28 protein-coding genes are annotated in these 16,194 nt (G+C 51.9%); 23 read left to right on the top strand and 5 right to left on the bottom strand.

Annotated features, from left to right (window positions below; genetic code table 11):
- Positions 1-166: 166 nt before the first annotated feature.
- The 15 genes from NST07_RS25855 (at position 167) to NST07_RS25785 (ending at position 8,150) form a co-directional block, all read left to right on the top strand.
- A complete protein-coding gene (locus tag NST07_RS25855; protein WP_342480442.1) occupies positions 167-1,240 on the top strand; it encodes a hypothetical protein in 1,074 nt (357 codons plus the stop codon).
- A complete protein-coding gene (locus NST07_RS25850; protein ID WP_342480441.1) occupies positions 1,240-1,560 on the top strand; it encodes a hypothetical protein in 321 nt (106 codons plus the stop codon). Before NST07_RS25855 ends, NST07_RS25850 begins: the two co-directional genes overlap by 1 nt.
- Positions 1,557-1,793, top strand: coding sequence for a hypothetical protein (locus NST07_RS25845; protein ID WP_342480440.1), 237 nt, complete (start codon positions 1,557-1,559; stop codon positions 1,791-1,793). Before NST07_RS25850 ends, NST07_RS25845 begins: the two co-directional genes overlap by 4 nt.
- The gene (locus NST07_RS25840) at positions 1,794-1,988 is read left to right on the top strand and encodes a hypothetical protein (RefSeq protein WP_342480439.1); all 195 of its coding nucleotides are present in this window, start codon (positions 1,794-1,796) and stop codon (positions 1,986-1,988) included.
- Positions 1,989-2,086: 98 nt separating this feature from the next.
- Positions 2,087-2,659 carry a deoxyuridine 5'-triphosphate nucleotidohydrolase gene (locus NST07_RS25835; RefSeq protein ID WP_342480438.1) on the top strand — a complete coding sequence of 191 codons (573 nt, stop codon included), beginning with the start codon at positions 2,087-2,089 and terminating at the stop codon, positions 2,657-2,659.
- A gap of 106 nt (positions 2,660-2,765) precedes the next feature.
- Positions 2,766-2,975 (top strand): hypothetical protein, encoded by a 210-nt coding sequence (locus NST07_RS25830; protein ID WP_342480437.1) that lies wholly within the window; start codon positions 2,766-2,768, stop codon positions 2,973-2,975.
- Positions 2,972-3,157, top strand: coding sequence for a hypothetical protein (locus NST07_RS25825; protein ID WP_342480436.1), 186 nt, complete (start codon positions 2,972-2,974; stop codon positions 3,155-3,157). Before NST07_RS25830 ends, NST07_RS25825 begins: the two co-directional genes overlap by 4 nt.
- Positions 3,157-3,390: a hypothetical protein gene (locus NST07_RS25820; protein WP_342480435.1), complete on the top strand. Its 234-nt coding sequence runs from the start codon at positions 3,157-3,159 to the stop codon at positions 3,388-3,390. The genes NST07_RS25825 and NST07_RS25820 overlap by 1 nt, the downstream gene beginning before the upstream one ends.
- Before the next feature lie 98 nt (positions 3,391-3,488).
- A complete protein-coding gene (locus tag NST07_RS25815; protein ID WP_342480434.1) occupies positions 3,489-5,078 on the top strand; it encodes a hypothetical protein in 1,590 nt (529 codons plus the stop codon).
- A gap of 1 nt (position 5,079) precedes the next feature.
- Entirely contained in the window at positions 5,080-5,301 is a 222-nt protein-coding gene (locus NST07_RS25810; RefSeq protein ID WP_342480433.1) for a hypothetical protein, read from the top strand.
- The gene (locus NST07_RS25805) at positions 5,288-5,878 is read left to right on the top strand and encodes an adenylate kinase (protein WP_342480432.1); all 591 of its coding nucleotides are present in this window, start codon (positions 5,288-5,290) and stop codon (positions 5,876-5,878) included. Before NST07_RS25810 ends, NST07_RS25805 begins: the two co-directional genes overlap by 14 nt.
- Positions 5,879-6,019: 141 nt before the next feature.
- A complete protein-coding gene (locus tag NST07_RS25800) occupies positions 6,020-6,217 on the top strand; it encodes a hypothetical protein (protein ID WP_342480431.1) in 198 nt (65 codons plus the stop codon).
- A 176-nt stretch (positions 6,218-6,393) separates the two neighbouring features.
- Positions 6,394-6,744 (top strand): sigma factor-like helix-turn-helix DNA-binding protein, encoded by a 351-nt coding sequence (locus tag NST07_RS25795; protein ID WP_342480430.1) that lies wholly within the window; start codon positions 6,394-6,396, stop codon positions 6,742-6,744.
- Positions 6,745-7,344 carry a hypothetical protein gene (locus NST07_RS25790; RefSeq protein ID WP_342480429.1) on the top strand — a complete coding sequence of 200 codons (600 nt, stop codon included), beginning with the start codon at positions 6,745-6,747 and terminating at the stop codon, positions 7,342-7,344. It abuts the gene before it with no gap.
- The gene (locus tag NST07_RS25785; protein ID WP_342480428.1) at positions 7,344-8,150 is read left to right on the top strand and encodes a hypothetical protein; all 807 of its coding nucleotides are present in this window, start codon (positions 7,344-7,346) and stop codon (positions 8,148-8,150) included. The genes NST07_RS25790 and NST07_RS25785 overlap by 1 nt, the downstream gene beginning before the upstream one ends.
- Here the strand turns inward: NST07_RS25785 and NST07_RS25780 are convergent.
- Positions 8,127-8,351 (bottom strand): helix-turn-helix transcriptional regulator, encoded by a 225-nt coding sequence (locus NST07_RS25780; RefSeq protein ID WP_342480427.1) that lies wholly within the window; start codon positions 8,349-8,351, stop codon positions 8,127-8,129. The two genes, NST07_RS25785 and NST07_RS25780, sit on opposite strands and share 24 nt — an antisense overlap.
- A gap of 657 nt (positions 8,352-9,008) precedes the next feature.
- Between NST07_RS25780 and NST07_RS25775 the strand changes: the two genes are divergently transcribed.
- The 4 genes from NST07_RS25775 (at position 9,009) to NST07_RS25760 (ending at position 10,831) form a co-directional block, all read left to right on the top strand.
- Positions 9,009-9,191: a hypothetical protein gene (locus tag NST07_RS25775; protein ID WP_342480426.1), complete on the top strand. Its 183-nt coding sequence runs from the start codon at positions 9,009-9,011 to the stop codon at positions 9,189-9,191.
- Positions 9,188-9,400, top strand: coding sequence for a hypothetical protein (locus NST07_RS25770; RefSeq protein ID WP_342480425.1), 213 nt, complete (start codon positions 9,188-9,190; stop codon positions 9,398-9,400). The genes NST07_RS25775 and NST07_RS25770 overlap by 4 nt, the downstream gene beginning before the upstream one ends.
- A gap of 271 nt (positions 9,401-9,671) precedes the next feature.
- Positions 9,672-9,842, top strand: a complete 171-nt coding sequence (locus tag NST07_RS25765) for a hypothetical protein (protein ID WP_342480424.1) — start codon at positions 9,672-9,674, stop codon at positions 9,840-9,842.
- A gap of 116 nt (positions 9,843-9,958) precedes the next feature.
- Positions 9,959-10,831: an ATP-dependent DNA ligase gene (locus NST07_RS25760; RefSeq protein ID WP_342480423.1), complete on the top strand. Its 873-nt coding sequence runs from the start codon at positions 9,959-9,961 to the stop codon at positions 10,829-10,831.
- On the opposite strand, the gene NST07_RS25755 is transcribed toward NST07_RS25760, so the two are convergent.
- The 4 genes from NST07_RS25755 to NST07_RS25740 all read right to left on the bottom strand — a co-directional run bounded on the left by NST07_RS25755 (position 10,832) and on the right by NST07_RS25740 (position 12,597).
- The gene (locus tag NST07_RS25755; RefSeq protein WP_342480422.1) at positions 10,832-11,593 is read right to left on the bottom strand and encodes an FRG domain-containing protein; all 762 of its coding nucleotides are present in this window, start codon (positions 11,591-11,593) and stop codon (positions 10,832-10,834) included.
- A 111-nt stretch (positions 11,594-11,704) separates the two neighbouring features.
- Positions 11,705-11,938, bottom strand: coding sequence for a 3-ketosteroid-delta-1-dehydrogenase (locus NST07_RS25750; protein WP_342480421.1), 234 nt, complete (start codon positions 11,936-11,938; stop codon positions 11,705-11,707).
- A 20-nt stretch (positions 11,939-11,958) separates the two neighbouring features.
- On the bottom strand, positions 11,959-12,387 hold the full coding sequence (locus tag NST07_RS25745) for a hypothetical protein (protein WP_342480420.1): 429 nt from the start codon (positions 12,385-12,387) through the stop codon (positions 11,959-11,961).
- Positions 12,388-12,402: 15 nt separating this feature from the next.
- Positions 12,403-12,597 carry a hypothetical protein gene (locus NST07_RS25740; RefSeq protein ID WP_342480419.1) on the bottom strand — a complete coding sequence of 65 codons (195 nt, stop codon included), beginning with the start codon at positions 12,595-12,597 and terminating at the stop codon, positions 12,403-12,405.
- 220 nt (positions 12,598-12,817) lie between these two features.
- On the opposite strand from NST07_RS25740, the gene NST07_RS25735 reads away from it, so the two are divergent.
- The 4 genes from NST07_RS25735 (at position 12,818) to NST07_RS25720 (ending at position 16,064) form a co-directional block, all read left to right on the top strand.
- The gene (locus tag NST07_RS25735) at positions 12,818-13,480 is read left to right on the top strand and encodes a hypothetical protein (protein WP_342480418.1); all 663 of its coding nucleotides are present in this window, start codon (positions 12,818-12,820) and stop codon (positions 13,478-13,480) included.
- Between the two features lie 201 nt (positions 13,481-13,681).
- Entirely contained in the window at positions 13,682-14,131 is a 450-nt protein-coding gene (locus NST07_RS25730; protein WP_342480417.1) for a hypothetical protein, read from the top strand.
- Positions 14,132-14,935: 804 nt separating this feature from the next.
- A complete protein-coding gene (locus tag NST07_RS25725; RefSeq protein WP_342480416.1) occupies positions 14,936-15,325 on the top strand; it encodes a phBC6A51 family helix-turn-helix protein in 390 nt (129 codons plus the stop codon).
- Between the two features lie 577 nt (positions 15,326-15,902).
- Positions 15,903-16,064: a hypothetical protein gene (locus NST07_RS25720; RefSeq protein ID WP_342480415.1), complete on the top strand. Its 162-nt coding sequence runs from the start codon at positions 15,903-15,905 to the stop codon at positions 16,062-16,064.
- Positions 16,065-16,194 lie beyond the last annotated feature (130 nt).

The following is a 16,194-nucleotide window of genomic DNA, read 5'->3' as shown; positions in this document are numbered from 1 at the left end:
CTCACGCAGCAACTAGCGCAGGCCCAAGCCGCCGAAATCGCGGAGATTGAACGTGCGATCGCGGTATATGGCGGATTGTTGGCGAAGTATGAACGGAAACTAGCGGAGGCAAAACGTAGGACTAGCGGTTAATTCCGCCGGCCCTACGTTTTTTTTATTTACGAAAGTGTGCGGAAGCCTGCTTAGCGGGAGCATACATAATGTAAGGCGCGGAGCCGACGGAAAAAGTTTACGCAAGAGTGTACGTTATCCGTTTGGCTCACGTCATACCAAATGTAAGGCGCGGAAGAAGCGCCAAATAAAACGCAGGAGGCGGTTGTTAATGGTAAACGTAAATTATCGCGAAGTTAAACGTAAGGCAGCGGTGGGGGAACGGATTAAGATCGTGGCGGCGGGGTATACGGGTGGACATTACGAAAATGGCGACGTATTTACGATTACACGGATTGACCACGACGGGTACACACGCTTCATGGGTAGAAAGGATTACGAGTTCCTAGCGCATGACCGAGAGTACGTCGTTCTTGAACCGATAACCGCCGTAGCCTCTCCGCTATCCGTCGATCCCCTCTACGCAGCCTTCCGCCAGTTCGTCGTAGACAACGCCGCAGCCATTCGCGCGATCCTGCCGGAGTTGGAATCGCAAGTGTCCCCGCCATCGCCTGCACCGCTATTTACGGTTACTGACGGTAAACTCGCGCCGATTACTCCGAAGTTGACCCGCGCGCAGGTTATCGCGAAGGCGACCGCTGATGTTGCGGAGTTGTTGCGGATTGGCGGCGATTCTTCTTCGGACCTTCCGGAAGGCACTCCGTTTGAGAATACGTTCTACAAAGCGGAGTTTCACGTTAACCGCGACAAACGCGCAGTGACAGCGCTAATCCGGTACGTATACGGGGACACGGCGGAAGTTCGCGCTAAGGCAATCGCAAAGTGTTCGCCAGCCGACGTATTCCACGCGGAAATCGGCAAAGCGATCGCGCTACGGAAGGCGTTGGGTCTGGCGGTGCCGACCGAGTATACGGACGCACCGCAACCGGAGAAAGCGTATGCTGGCGCAGTTATCCGCAAAGTCAGCGGGGCATACGTCGGTGAAACGCGAGTGATCGCCAGTAGACCGTCACCCTATCCCGCATCGTACGGCCTCACCAACGGAATGAACACGGCTATTATAAACTGCGCAATCATCGACGACACCGACGTTGACTATGGCGCTGTGGAAGCGAAGGAGGCCGCTTAATGGACGTACTGAATACGTTTGGCGGCGGTGTTCGATATGACGTATTTACCATCGCTTCGGCAGCCGTATTTCTCGTAATCTTCGGCATCCTTGCGGCAGTGGCGTGGTCGGCGAAAGAGCGTGGAAGCGGCGTACTATTCGCGTCACTCGCGCTTGTCGGACTGCTCGGCGTAGTGTTTAACGCTGTGTATCCGGAGCCAGTCGCGGTCCGCCACGAAGTAACACTCCGTCCGGGCGGCGTTATCGACGCGGTGAAATACGATATCATCGAACAGCGCGGGCAGATTTACGTAATTGAGGAACGGGAGGCGGAAAAGTGAACGCTAAATTGACGGCAGCAATCGTAGCGCTCGGCTCATACGCGGTAACATTGTCCGATTCCGGATTTGAGATTCCGGAGGTAATGGACGCGGAGATCAGCGAATTGATCGAATGCGCGGATGAGTATGCGCTGCAGATTACGGACGAAGAGTCGCACGCTGTTCTTCTCGCGCAGCTTACGGAAATGCTCGACGGGATCAAGGCGGAGTTATCCGCGCAGGAGGTGGCGTAATTGGAAATTAGACGGGAGCTTTACGTATTAGCCCACGTTGATGTTGACGGAAATGTCACAGGGTATCCGAAGGGTGGCGGAAGTAGTACGAAGCCCTCGATTAAGGCGCACGATTCGCTAAGCTCCGCGAAAAGGAGTCGCGCACACTGCGGCGGTACGATTATGCGGATAACGGCGCTGGAGCCTGCGGAATGATTCGGCGCGTACCCGACCGCAAGCAAGCGGACATCGTGGCGGACAGAAAGCGTAAGCGCACGGAATTACTCGATAAATTACGGAGAGGTGAGCGGAGAGTGAACGAAGTTAACGTAAAGATAACGCTGCTGCCCGGCGCTGAGTTACCGAAGTATGCGCGGCCAGGCGATAGCGGCTTCGACTTGGTAGCGCAAGAGGATTACGTAGTCGAACCGGGTCAGACGGTTAAGGTGCGGACGGGTATCTGCGTAGAGCTGCCGGTCGGTACGGAGCTGCAGGTGCGTCCGCGTTCCGGTATCAGCGCTAACACGAAGTTGCGTGTAGCTAATTCGCCAGGGACCGGAGATTCATCGTATCGCGGCGAGATTTGCGTATTGATCGATAACATAGCGCAGCCGGTAGCGCGCGAAATTGACCTTAACGAACGAGAGGTAACGTACGATCAGTCGGAATACGTACACACCCTTGACGGAGAGTATACGCGCCACGGTTGGCAAGATCGCCGCGACCCGACGTATCTTATCCGCAAAGGAGATCGCATCGCTCAAGCGATAATCGCGCCAGTCTATCGTGCATCCTTCGAAGTCGTCACGGAATTAGCGGAGAGCGAGCGCGGGACATTAGGCTTCGGTAGCAGCGGAGTCACAACGGAAGGAGTGAACGCAGAATGAACGTATTTATCGCAGAGCATCCGTACATCTTCGCAATCCTCGTAGTTGTCGCGCTATCAATCGTCGGCAACACGCTCGACAATCTCACGCGAAAGGAGGCTGACGAATGATCTACGTTGTCATGGCGATCGCCTATTACGCAGTCCTGACGCTCGGCCTAATCGGAGTACTTGCGCTGGTGGCGGCCGGGATTTACGGACTCGTACGGCTTTACGCATTCGTACTGGAACGCGTCCTAGTGGCGAAGAAACTGCGCGACCTGTTTCACACGTTTATGGTTACGCAATTGACAGCGGAAGCGAGGGAGCGCGAATGACTAAGCGCGATATGATCGAATCAGCCGCGTACGTGTTTACGCCGCACGAGGACTCCGGCTACGTTTGCTTTAAGTCGCGGTATGAGTTCAACGCTCATCAAGGCGCAGTCTACTCCGGAGAATATGTCGCAAGTCTCGCGGATACAGGACAGACGGTACTTATCGTAGGGGAGGTACGCTAATGAGCGCAGAAATAATTCAGTTCCCTAATCCGGTCGCCGACGTACTCGAACACTACGCTCGACTGGCGCGGGCTGGCCACGTAACCGGCGTTGTCCTGGCTGCGCTTGGACCGGGCCGCTTAACGGAGGATACGTACAGCGCGGTTTCCGGCGTCAACTACACGGAGCGCCGTGCGCTTATACAGACGCTGGAAGATGGCGCGACAATGGCGTTGCTGGATGCGCAGGATTAACCGCTAGACGGACGGGAATAACGGGCAAATTTCCGTCCAGACACGCAAGAACCCGCCGCGCCAACGGTGGGAATATACGATAAGGGAGACGGTTATTAATGACGAAAATTATTGACGGTAGAAAAGCGGAGATTACAGAAAAAGGCAGACGCTTCTCAACGTATAGAGATTTCGCCGAGAGACACGGATACCCCGAAGCGGCCGCATCGAGTGATTCAAAGGACTCGCGCAAGAAGCTGGAAAATGGCGACATCGTAACGCTACTAACGTCAGGTCCGCATCTTACCGGTTACCCCGGCGCTACATTATGGGTCGTAGAAGCAGCGAACGGAGAACGCCATATCATTAACGAAGTCGGCTTGCGTATTATGCCCGCAGATATCCACGGAGTTACGCTCCTCCCCGACGAATCACTCGGCGGCCTTATGCGTGAGTATCGCAAGGTTAAGCGGAAGGCGTGCGTAGGTGAACTCGTTAAGATTGTGGACAACAACTGCGGTCACCGATTCCCTGATGGTGAGATTGTACGCATCAGAAGCGTAAATACCGCCGAATACCTCGACAAGCGCGACTGGTGGGCGGTTAAAGAAATGGACTACGCAGTCCTCGAACCTACGGATATCATCGTAATCAAAACGGACGAACCGCGCGGAAAACGTGAGCGCTTCCGCCTAGTCGACCGTAAGGCTGCGTTGGGCGAGCGCGTGATTATCGTAAATGACCGCAGCGGTAGCGGCGGCTCAGACGGGGAGTTTTTCCGTGTTGGTACCGTCGGAGTTTATTGCGGGGACAATGACGTTGATTTTAACGGATGCGGCAATGACTACGTGTACCTTATCGGAAAGTGGTCCGTCAATCCTAACGCGCGCCGCGTACTCGAGCCGGTCGCAACTGCTGAACACGCGCCACTCCTCTCCGCTCAACCTGCGGAGTCTCAAGCGGCCGCCAATATCGCCAGCCTTGCGCTCCGACTCACGCAGGCCGAAGCGAAGATCACCGCGCTGGAATCCGCGATTGCTGAGCGGAAAGTTGCGTCCGGTCCCGTTGAGGCTGCGCCGCCTACGTTCAGTAAATCGCCGAGTACCGCCGACGCATACGCTGATCTCGCCGCTAAAATGTTCGCTGCTCCGCCGGTTAAGTCCGCGCAACAAATACGCGACGAAATCGTTGAGCGCGCGAAGGCTGACGTGTTGGCGCTAACGAAGACTCCGCAGATTATGCGTGTCAATACGTTGAGCGGCGGCGTGATGTCGTTCTACCCAAGAGGCTGCGACTATTCTGCATGCGACGAGGTCAACTTCGTAGTCAACGCGGAAAAACGTACTGTAGTCGCGCTCATACGCTGGATTGGCGGAGAAGTTTGGGCGAAGGGTACCGCGAAATGTGCGCCAGGCGAGACGTTCAATGCGCATATCGGACGTGCAATCGCGTTGCACCGTGCGCTCGGCCTGACGGTTCCTGCGGAGTATCTGAGCGTGCCGCAGCCGCCGGAGGTCCGCGTGGGTGATATCATTTTTTACCCGAGTAACAGCGGTGACGGGCGCAAGGCAATCGTTGGCGCAGACGGAGATCGTACACTAGATATTCACACTCACACTTACCGCAGCACTGCCGTAAGACACGGCGCGCAAATTATCGATGACAGCCGGGAGGACATTGCGTCTTCCCTGTGCAAGGAGGTTGCGTAATATGACGGCTTACACGGCGTATGTAATCATCGACACATCTACCGGAGAGATTGCGCATACCAAAGCGTACACAGCAAGCGGTCCGGCTAAGCTGGCCCTGCGCTATCACTACGAAAAGTCTCCGCAATATGCCGTAGCGAAGATAACCGCCGTACCCTCGCAAGTTGTTGCGCTTGACGCGGACGGAAATTGGGCGGAGGTGAGCGCTGATGACGTTGCCTAATATCGCGCTCCTCGGCCGCCTTCGCAGCGGTAAGGATACGGTCGGCGATTATCTCGCGGACAAGTACGGCTACACACGGTTCGCGTTCGGTGACGAGCTCAAACGCGATTTCCACCGCCGTTATCCGGAGATTCCTCGTGATCCTAAACCTCGCGCCGGCTATCAATTTCACGGTCAGTTTATGCGCGAACACTACGGAGAGAACGTGTGGGTAGACGCGTGCTTCGAGAACATCGAATACTCACGTAACTGTCCGGTAAGTGGTACGGACGCTCCCGTTGTGCTCACGGATTGCAGGCAGCCAAATGAATTCTCAGCGCTCCAATCCGCCAGCTACGTCCTCATCCGCGTAGTAGCCCCGGACGGCCTCCGCATCCAGCGCGCAGTCGAATCGGGTGACACGTTCGAATATGCGGACTTGATGCACGGAACGGAAACAGCTCTCGACGGATACGCGGCGGACTTTACCGTGGTGAATGACGCGGGGCTGACGGAGTTGTATGCGCAGATTGATGAGATTATGGGCTACCTTCGGCTGCCCTCTGCCGATTATCTAACGCTTAAGGAGGCGGCATAATGAGCGGAGCAGAACGCGCGATATACGATGCAACTATCGCGAAAGCCGTGAGCGACGCGTACGATCGCGGATATGCAGCCGGTCGGGAGATCGGATATAACGCGGGTTTTCTAGCGGCATGTAAAACGGAGGTGAGCGCGAATGTGGAGCCCGCTGGACGAACGCTTCCAACCGCCTGATGAACCGAGAGTATCCGCATACTGCGCCTGGTGTGACGGCGAGATTTACGTAGGAGATGTGTGTACGTCATTTACCGGCGGATACAGAACGCACGAAGGACGTTGCGAGGACGAGTATATACGGGCGGAACTCGGAATCGAGCGGACGATTGCGGATTAGTATTCGCTAATTTCAACGTTAGAAAAATTCATAATAGCGGAGATATGGCGCGCGACTTCGTTCACATAAGACGCGGCCGCGTCTCTAGCGTCAGTCTCCGCAAAACAACGAAAAAGGGGCGGTCACATATGGGTTCCGTAAAAATCGACGTAGAAAAGGGCGCACGCACATACGCAGTGCGCTACGTATTGAATGACGCAGCCGGCGTTAAAAAGCTGCTGCGCGATCGCCACCACATTAACAGCGCGCAATTTCTCGGAGACTATAACGCCGTGGATACGCTCGTTGACTTAAATTCCGCAATCAGCAGCGCAGGCCTCACGGATCGCCAGGCGGAGTCCGTTGCGTGGGTATACGGCGTCGACCTTACGCAAGCAGAGGCAGCGCGTCAGATGGGGATTACGCAGCCGACCGTTAAGCAGTCCGTAGATGAAGCGGCTGAGAAGATCGCGGCCGTTTACCGCAAGTGGAATTACGGAGAAATTGACGTAGAATATGCGCTCGATGATGAAACGGAGGCGGCATAAATGAACGATTACAAAACGGAATTTCACGCTGCAGTGACGGACTTGATCGCGCAGAATATTACGGATCGGCCCGAACGGATGGCGGCCGTCCATGCGCTGACTGACGCATACTTTGATAGCGTAGGTTCCTTTCCGGACGCGGCGGAACTTGAGCGCCTGAGCGACTACATTCTGCGCGAGGAGCTTACGGATACGGACCGGATGAAAACGCGCAACACGGAGTATCCGTTCTTATCCGAGCACCAATTTGCGCGACGACAGGGCGGCGAGGCTTCGGATGCTGCAGCGGAGGATTACGGCGTCGACGGGCGGAATTACAGCGCACCAAGCCGCCGAAAGCGCAGCAAAGGCGAAGGCATGCTCGTTGACCAATACGCTAAGATCCGCAATAAAGCGCGGGCAGCACAGTACAAACGTGACACAGCACCGGGACCGGAGATTACGTATAACTTGCGCGAAACGGGCGGGGAGCTTACGGAAGAGTTTACGCAGCGGCGCGGGATTGGTGCGCGTTGGCTGGCGGATATGAGCGCGGTGAATGAGATTACGGTAGAACCGGCAGAAGAAGATGCGGAGCGTTACGTAAGGGAGGCAGCATAATGAGCGGACATCAAAACGAGGTTGTTCTTACCGAGAGTCGGTATATGCGCGATGATTACGTATTTAAAGACAGCGTCCTTGAGCGCGTAAAGGTTGTGCCGGTTCTGGCCGGGACGCTGGAGGTGACGGTCGAAATGGCCGCGAACTTTTACGAGGTTCCGGTAGAGACAGTTCGTACCGTTATTAAACGGAGTCGGTCTGAATTTAACGAGTACAGCGAGCTTCGAGTCTTAAGGGCCAAGCAGTTGTCGGAGTTTAGAGCACTGGTTCAGCTTGAACCAGACCTCCGATCAGTTCCGTCCCTGACTCTCCTATCCCGACGCGGCCTCCTCCGTATCGGTATGCTGCTCACGGAATCCGAAGTCGCACGCTCTGTTCGCAACTACCTCCTCAACGTCGAGGAGATTGCAGACAAAGAACAGCGCCAGTGGGCGGTTGAGCGCGAAATCACCAAGCGCGAACGCAGGCGTTTAACCGACGCAATCCAAACCTATTATCGCGGTAGCCTCAAGGGGAAGCCGTTCGAATACGCTACATTTACGAATCTAGTATACCGCATTCTATTCGATACTGACGCGGTCGGAATGCGTAAAGCCTACGGACTCGGCGATGATGAGCCACTGCGAGACGCGCTGAGTACAGAGGACTTACGTAAGGTCGTCGATGTTGAATCGACTATAAGTGCACTGATCCGATTAGGAAAGGAGTACGGAGAAATACGCGACGAGCTGTTTGCGCGCAAAAGCGTGTTTCGCGGAGAGGACGAAGAAAAAGGCCGCAGCTTAATCGCGCGGCTCTTTTTCTAGTTCGAGTATATCCGTTATCTCAACGTCGAGTACTTCGCAGATTATCGCGAGATTATCCAACGGGAGCCGCAGCGTCTTGTTGGCGCGCATTTCACCTACGGACGGATGGCGGATTCCGGTCATGCGCGCGAACTCACGATCGCCAATGCCACGTTCTTTCAGGATAGCGTCGAGTTTAAGGCGGACTTTATAAGCGGCCATTCAATTGCCACCTCCTGCGTTAAGTATAGCGTATAATTTGTTACGGGAAAAGTACCGAAATGTGTTGACACGTTAAACGTAACGGTGTATATTTACGTTATAAGTGGTACGGTAAACGTAACAAACTTAGCCGGCGGGCATACGCGGGAGGGATAAAACGATGAAACGAGAGACAGCTTGGAACGGATTCTATAAAACAATGAAGGAAATCCAAGGATACGAAACGCAAGCAAAAGCGGACGGCCATAGCTGTAACGTAAGCACCAAGTGGAAAATGGCTGAAATGCGAGCACGGCGTTATTGTAAGTCTCTCGTCCTAGAACACGGATGGCAGGATGCGCACACACGGAGATACATGGAAGTCAGATAACAAGGGGCTCCGGCCCCTCTAAACCATAGCCGATGGCTCTAAACTGGGAGGGGAAGCACGATGAAGAGCGCATATGTTTGCTCATTTAAAGGATATGCAATTCACAAAGTTTTAAGGGCGGACAATTCAAGATACTACATCGTTATTAGTAAGTTATTTGAAGGTAGGGAATTCGCTTCTATATCAGACTGTGAGTATGCAATACTATCCGCCTGACGACGGCTCCAGCGGACGGACGGTCGCAAGGCCGTCGCGGGAATCCGCATTACATAACGGAGGTAACACGTATGAAACTCGAACTCAACTTCGCGCTCGACATAATCCGCGAATCCAACGGAAACTATTACGCCGGCGCAATCGGAATGATACGTAGCATTATTAACGCAGACTACTCGCCGTTCACGAAGGTCCGTAACGTGCGGACGGTATTGGCTGCGCTGGATACGGTTCTAGCGGAGGCGGGCCGATGACTCGCGCTAAAACTTCCGTTGACCGCAGCGCCTACCTCGACCGTAAGCTGGCGGAATACGCGGAAAGGCTGCGGGCTGATCCGGAGTATGACCGCTGGCGCTGGCGTCGTTACCGGCTGCTGTCGTATAGGAATCACGTTTATAAGGCGCTTAATCGCGAGATGCGGGCGAAAGCGCAAGCAGAAATACGGAGAGAGCTGCGTAAATGAAACGGATTAAACGGGTTGTAACGGTGACGTACGAATATGATAGCGTAGATGAGGCGTTGAGACATCGCCGCATTATGGAGGCGGACGGTTGGTTGATGCGCATATATGCTAACGACGGACCAATCGTACGGATTTTTCGTTGCTGTTACCGGAGGAAGAGACGCGGTATGAACGGGCGGCTTTGTGGTAGTTACTTTGAACTCTCGTTGTTATTGGTAGACGCGTGAGATAGCGGGGGGTTAAAATAACGTAGAGGGAGGTGGGGGTGACGATGGATTTTACGGGACTTGAAATTGAGCTCGTCAGATTGATGACGAAGTATGGCGGCAATAACCGCGAGCTTTACGAAGATTTGCACGCAATTGTACAAAGAGTGCGTGATGAGCAGAAGAAAGCAAAAGCAACTAACGCGCAGACTAATGAACCTATCACAAAACAATAAGGAAGCAACGAACATTAGCGAGCGAGACCGGAGAGGATTCGGTCTTTTTTGCGTTCCATAACTTACCGCCTCAAAGAACGCCCGCCGCGCGTTATAATTAACGTTGAGGTGATTACGTGTTTATTTCTCCGATGTTACTCGAAACAGCGGCCGCCCCGTTCTCGGATTCGCGCTATATCTACGAGCCGAAGATCGACGGCCACCGCTTAATATATGCGCAAGAAAGCGCGAAAGTAAAACTCTTCACGCGCCATAACAACGAATGCACGCGCCAGTATCCCGAAATCAACGGAAGTACAAGCGCAGCCTTCCCGCATGACATTACGCTCGACGGGGAAATCGCGTGCGTTGATCCGCAGACCGGCGCAATCAACTTCGAGTCCGTAATGTCGCGCTTTCAGGCGAAACGTGCGGATAAGATACGGCGGCTTACCGTTGAGCTCCCGGTCACATACGTTATCTTCGACATCCTGCGCTATAAAGGCGAGGACTTGCGTAGTCGTCCGCTAATGGAGCGCAAGGAAATACTCGCGAGCCTAACGATGCCTAACGCACATTTCGGCGTCGCTCCGTATATTGAAGGTGCAGGCGAGGCGTTATTTGCGCAAATGGAGGCCCGCGCGATGGAAGGCGTTGTTGCCAAGCGTAAGGACAGCGTATACGAGACCGGTAAACGCAGTGCCCAGTGGCAGAAGATCATTAACTGGACGTACGCCGACGTTTACTTGAGCGGATATAAAAAGGGAGAGTTCGGCTGGCTCGCGTCTGTGCCTACGGATAGTGGCCGCATGAGACCGGCGGGCGTTATCGAGTTCGGCGTGTCGCCTACGCATAAGAAGGCGTTCTATGGCGTCGTTAAGCCGCTAATTACCGGTGAGGATCGCGATTTCGTTTACGTGGAGCCGCGTATCAGAGCACGCGTGAAAATACGAAATTGGACTCGCGCGGGGATGCTGCGAAGTCCAGTGTTTACGGAGTTTATCGTTTAACTACTTGTTTAGAGGAGATTTTCTTTTTTTTATATATGCATCATTGATATACTTTGAGAGCCCGTCTAAGTCTGGGAATAACGTATAATAATTAACCCCAGAAATATCAAGGTATTTCATTACATCAAGTTTTAAATCAGGTGTAAGGAGTATTCTCTTTAGGTTTCCTTCGTCAATAAGCTTACCTCCGAACTCTTGGTCTAGAGGCACCATCGAGTTACCCTGTAGAGTAAACACTCCTTGTTGAGCAACAACTCGATCGCTATTTCTCGTGGGATAGAGTGCGATTGAGTTATGGTTGAATTCCCCTTTTTTTACGAGAAGAGTATCCTCATATGTTTGATGTTGCTCTCGGGGAAGGCGGTAAAGGTAACTTCCCGTAGACAAATAATTAAGTTTTGTTGGGTGCAGCATCCATATACTTGCCACTTCGCTGGGGTTCCAGTTTATAAACGCAAAGAAGAGTGCTGTGTTAAAGGACTCGCTCCAGTCTAGCAATCTAGTTATTACACCATGGTGCTGCATGACATACAGAAGATTCCAATCACTTTCGGTATGATGTAGGTGTCCTAAATTGAGGAACCTTCTATAGAGGACGGCTTCTGCGGATATATACTTCTCTATCGAATCGAAATCCAACCGAAACAAACCAGAATTAAGCTCGTAGTCTAGGTTAGAGTGTCCCCGAAACCAAGAGGCGTCCTGATTTCTAAAGTCATGCACCTCATCAAGAATGTCTAACCATTTTTTTGAGTATGCCATTGATAACCTCCATTAATTAAACTTTAAAAGTCAAAGAAAAGTACTGTTTCAGGCAATCAACACTGCCCAGTCGAACCGCTGCTCTATCGATAATTCTACTACCCTTGAGTGCTACCTCTCGCCCTTATACTCGTGCTCCGCTGCGTCATGAAATGCGCATTTCCATAGCTCAAACGTCTTCCGCAGCGTTCTTTCTCCGTTCTTGACGAGGTGAACGTTTGCGTACCCGTATTCGTCACCGTTTCTGTGCCACACGCGTCCGGTCTTTTTCGATATAATACGGCCGGACCGCGTAATATCGTAGACGTCTTCGTAGCTCTTAATTCCGCGAGTTTCTTCGATCAAACTAACGCATCTCCTTCGTGTTAAATACGGTTCGCGATCTTTGCACCAAACTCCGCCACATATTGCGTCAGCCGTACGCTAATCTCCGTGCGCATGACGTCGCGCGTGAGTCCGAAGCGCTCCGGATATCCGCGACAGTTAATCTCCGTATACAAGATAAAGTCCGTATGCTCCTCGCCGAGTATGCGGATATTTGCGCGCTTGAGTTCCGCCTTGAGACGCCGCGTGTCCTCCGCAATCTGGCGCTGGATATATGTCCCGGCTGCCGCGTATAAGCGTTTGAGCACGTTGCCCGAGCGCTCAATATCGTCAATGCTGCGCTGGACCATCGCCTCGATATGCGGAAGTAATATGTAATCGCGCAGCATCGTGCGCTCTTCAACCGTTATGTGACCGCCCATAAGCGTAAATCCCTCCGTGTGAGAACGTATGTACGTATTATACGTCATCAAGCGGCGGGCCGTCTAGCTTGCGTACTTAAACGTACAGGCTGCGCGTACGTAATATTCGCCGCGCACTTTAACGGATACCTCCGTAATGTCTTCGATAATTCCGCTGCCCTTAAGTTCGTTTCCTACGAATACAACGATAGGTAGGCGCTCTATTTGCGCAGTATACAGTTGAACGTTAGAGGTTAGCGGCTTCATAAATCGGCTCATATGCGTAGTCCTTTCGTGGAGTAATACGTAGTACTTCGACAAAAATAGCGCCATTTCCTGCGGGAGACGGCGTTTTTATTCGCGGGAAAGGCACTGCGTTACCTATAAAAAGCGTATTTTTGCGCCTATACGTTATGAAGGAAATTTTGTGAGGGTTACGAATGCTGCGGGTATACTCCGCACGTCCTTACGTTATTTTAACGATGGAGGGGATAGTAGAGTGGGAGTTTTAGAGAAGACGATAGAGGTAAGTACGGCTTTTCGCAACCGTCAATACTACATAGACAGAGGGTACTATATAGGCCCTGGCATAAAGAAGATAGAGGTATCAATAGAAGATTTACCGCGGGGGTGCGAAAAGCTTGTTACTCCCATATGCGACGCTTGCGGTAAGGTAGGGAGGCTGCGGAAATGGTCTCTTGTTAGGAGAGATCGCATGTACGGCACCGACCTATGCCCAAAATGTATGTACGATATTAATACCATTATTGATCCTGGCGGCAGTGAGTCCGCTGGTGAGAAAACCGTAAAATACTGGTTAGACTTTTACCAGTTAGAATATAGAACGCAAGTACGCAGGAAGGGTGTTACCGGAGTTTGCGGGAGACCCCTGCTATTTGACTTCGCAGTGCTCGGCCTCTCCGGAGAACCTATTGCGTTTATAGAATACGATGGGGAACAGCATTACCGTCCGGCGGTATTTGAAGGAGAAGACGCAAGTAAGGCCGGCGATAATTTCGTGTTCCAGCAGGAGTTTGACCGTAGAAAAGACAGATATTGTGATAAGGCGGGCGTTCCTATGATTCGTATAAAGTACGCACTGTCTGTACAAGAGATCGGCGAGGTTATAAGAAGTTTGAAAGGGGAGTTGCTCGTTGCCTAGTAATTACCTTTACTGTTACTCGCCCGCCATGTTCCATTTCTTGCGTTCTGCAGGACATCGATATATATGCGTAGGGCTTAACGAAAAGACTGGCGGACGCTTCTGGTTATTCGCGAAGGACGACGCGGTTAAACGGTCATTGGACGAGTATAGCGCAATTAAGTAAACGGATAAATTACGTGGAGTGGAGTGACGTGGAGTATGAGTAAACAATTCCGTGATTTAGGACACGAAGCAGCAAGACGCAAATCAGCGTGTTTGGAACGGGGCCATTACGCGCCTGTTCCACACGATTTATTCCGCCGGTTAGTCCCGATCGCGCGTGAATACGATAAGGGTAACGTCCATATGGCGGCTCTCTACACGTATCTCCTAGCGATGGTTAATGGACAGCCGGATAATGATCGTTATATGAGCGCGTTTCCTTCCGTACAACGCATCGCTGACGAGACGGGGATTGGTCGTAACCGAGTGAAACCGCTGTGTGACGTGCTGGAGGCGGTGGGCCTCGTTAAGTCAGCGATGGACTATACGTCCAATAAGCGCGACAAGCTGTACTATCCGCAGTATTATAGCGAACTGACAGATGTGCAGATACGCGCTAATCTGGACGCTTTATACGGTCATTCACCGAGGAGTGAATTAGCTTAATCACTCTACAGTGAATTACCTAAATCACCGGAGAGTGACGGTAATAAGAACAAACGTGTAATAACGAATATGTAAGAATAAACAAAACATTACCACATCGGATTAATTCGCTACGCTCATGAATCCTCGTGGAACTTATATAATTAATAGATTAATCGCGAATAAAGATAGTTTCGAAGGAACGGCAGTGACTGAGATAGGTTTTGCAAAGGACTGAACTCTTATATATTCATGATGATTAATCGAAGAAGTACCTCATGTAGTCAACCACAAAGAATAACGCGGATGTTAAAGCGGTAGCGAACGTACAGTGAGCGGAGGGATAACGCAATGTTAATCGTGTCATTAATCGTAATTGCGTATCTACTTACCGGATTATACTTCCGTCCATACGCGCTTAATTGTTCGCTATGGGAACGCGTATTAATGCACGTTATATGGCTACCGTTAACTATCGGATTATATGCGCTGATTAAGTTCGGAAAGTAAACGGAGGGGGTAACGCATGTGGTACGTTAAGCAGTTACTACCGCTAAGCTACGGTACGACATACGTAGAGGACGGATTAGTGTACGCATGTAAATGGCGTATGTGGTTGGGGGTCAGCTTCGCTATTAAGCGCGGTTGTATCGGACGCATTATGGACGGATGGGCTAACGCGTATTTGTAGCGCTACTCTTACGCTCTGCCCGGGCGTAGGAATAGCGTTAGATTAACGTTAATATAGGCGCTATTATAGCGCAGGAGTATAAACGTAAGTATAGCGTACTTAAGCGCTAATTAGACGGAAGGGAGACGGTTATATTGGCGAAGCAATTAACGTCAGAACAGACGCTAGCAATCGAATGGTTAGCGAAGCCGCGTAAAGGCGGTAAGACATACGAAGAGATTGCGAAGATGTGCGGAGTAACAGCGCGTACGCTGGAGAACTGGCGTAAGGATGCGACATTCGATGCGGAGTTTAAACGTGCGATCATACGTGATAACAGCGCTAAGTTACCGGAGTTAGTCGATTCGTTGAGTACGATTGCTATACGGGACGGCAACGCAGCAATGGCGAAGTTAGCGCTACAGATAAGCGGTCTGTTAACGGATAAGATCGAAGTTGAGACGAAGGATAGCGGAGGTACGGACGTCGAGGCGCTGAGACAGCGTATCGAGGCGTTGAAGCAGCGATCCGAAAGCGGAGAGTAATTGCGCTATTAGATGAAGGAACGCGATTGGCTACGTTTCGGATACGTTCGGATGCGCCTGTTTTACCTGCACGGGTCGCCTGGCGCGCACCCTCCGTAAACTTTTCGCGCTTTACCGTAGTACAGCGTTAATCACACGTAATACGAACGCATGGTCGTTGTATAAGCGTTGCATAAACGTATGTATGAGCGGAGAGTCAGCGCTGTATAAACTGGAAGCGAAGGTACACGTTAATCGCCGGGAAGGCGCGCCGTTATAGCGTTCTTGCTCCGTGTGTACTGGTAAATGTATATGCGGTGAATACGGCGCGGCTAGGCAGGCGCGGAAGAATGGCGTAGGTATGCGGTTTGTTGATGAAGACATATACACATAACGCGTATTTTGTGCACATGTACGTGTATAAACGTGTATATTAGAATCGTTATAATCTGCGGATTTGCTTTAGCACGTTAAAGTATTAGCGCGTTAATGCTGTGGCGCGGTGAAGACCCCAAGGGCTTACTTAAAGTAAGTGAATTTAGGCGGTATTACAATCCGCGCACCAAAAATAACGTTTGACTTTACGGAGGTGCCGGCGGTGGAAGAGCTACGTCAGATTGCGCTTGACTTACTGGAATCGTATCACAGCGCGGAGCAGTCCGTCATTAACGAATATGCAACGCACGACATACGCGGAAAACTGGCAGAGCTCGACCGTGAGGTTGCGGAACTGCGCGATCATATCGTAAGCATCGCGTAATTTCCCCGTTAAATCCCCGTTGAATTAGCCCGCGTAGCCTCTTCCGAGTATAAGCGGAAGGGTAGCGCATTACAAGCGCTAATTTGACGGTAAATCAACGGTAATTATTAAACGGAAGGGAGGCGATATC

The organism is Paenibacillus sp. FSL L8-0340 (assembly GCF_038593145.1).
Taxonomy (GTDB): domain Bacteria; phylum Bacillota; class Bacilli; order Paenibacillales; family Paenibacillaceae; genus Paenibacillus_AQ.
Note: the sequence above shows the minus strand (reverse complement) of the source record. Positions and strands in the feature narration are given on the sequence as shown.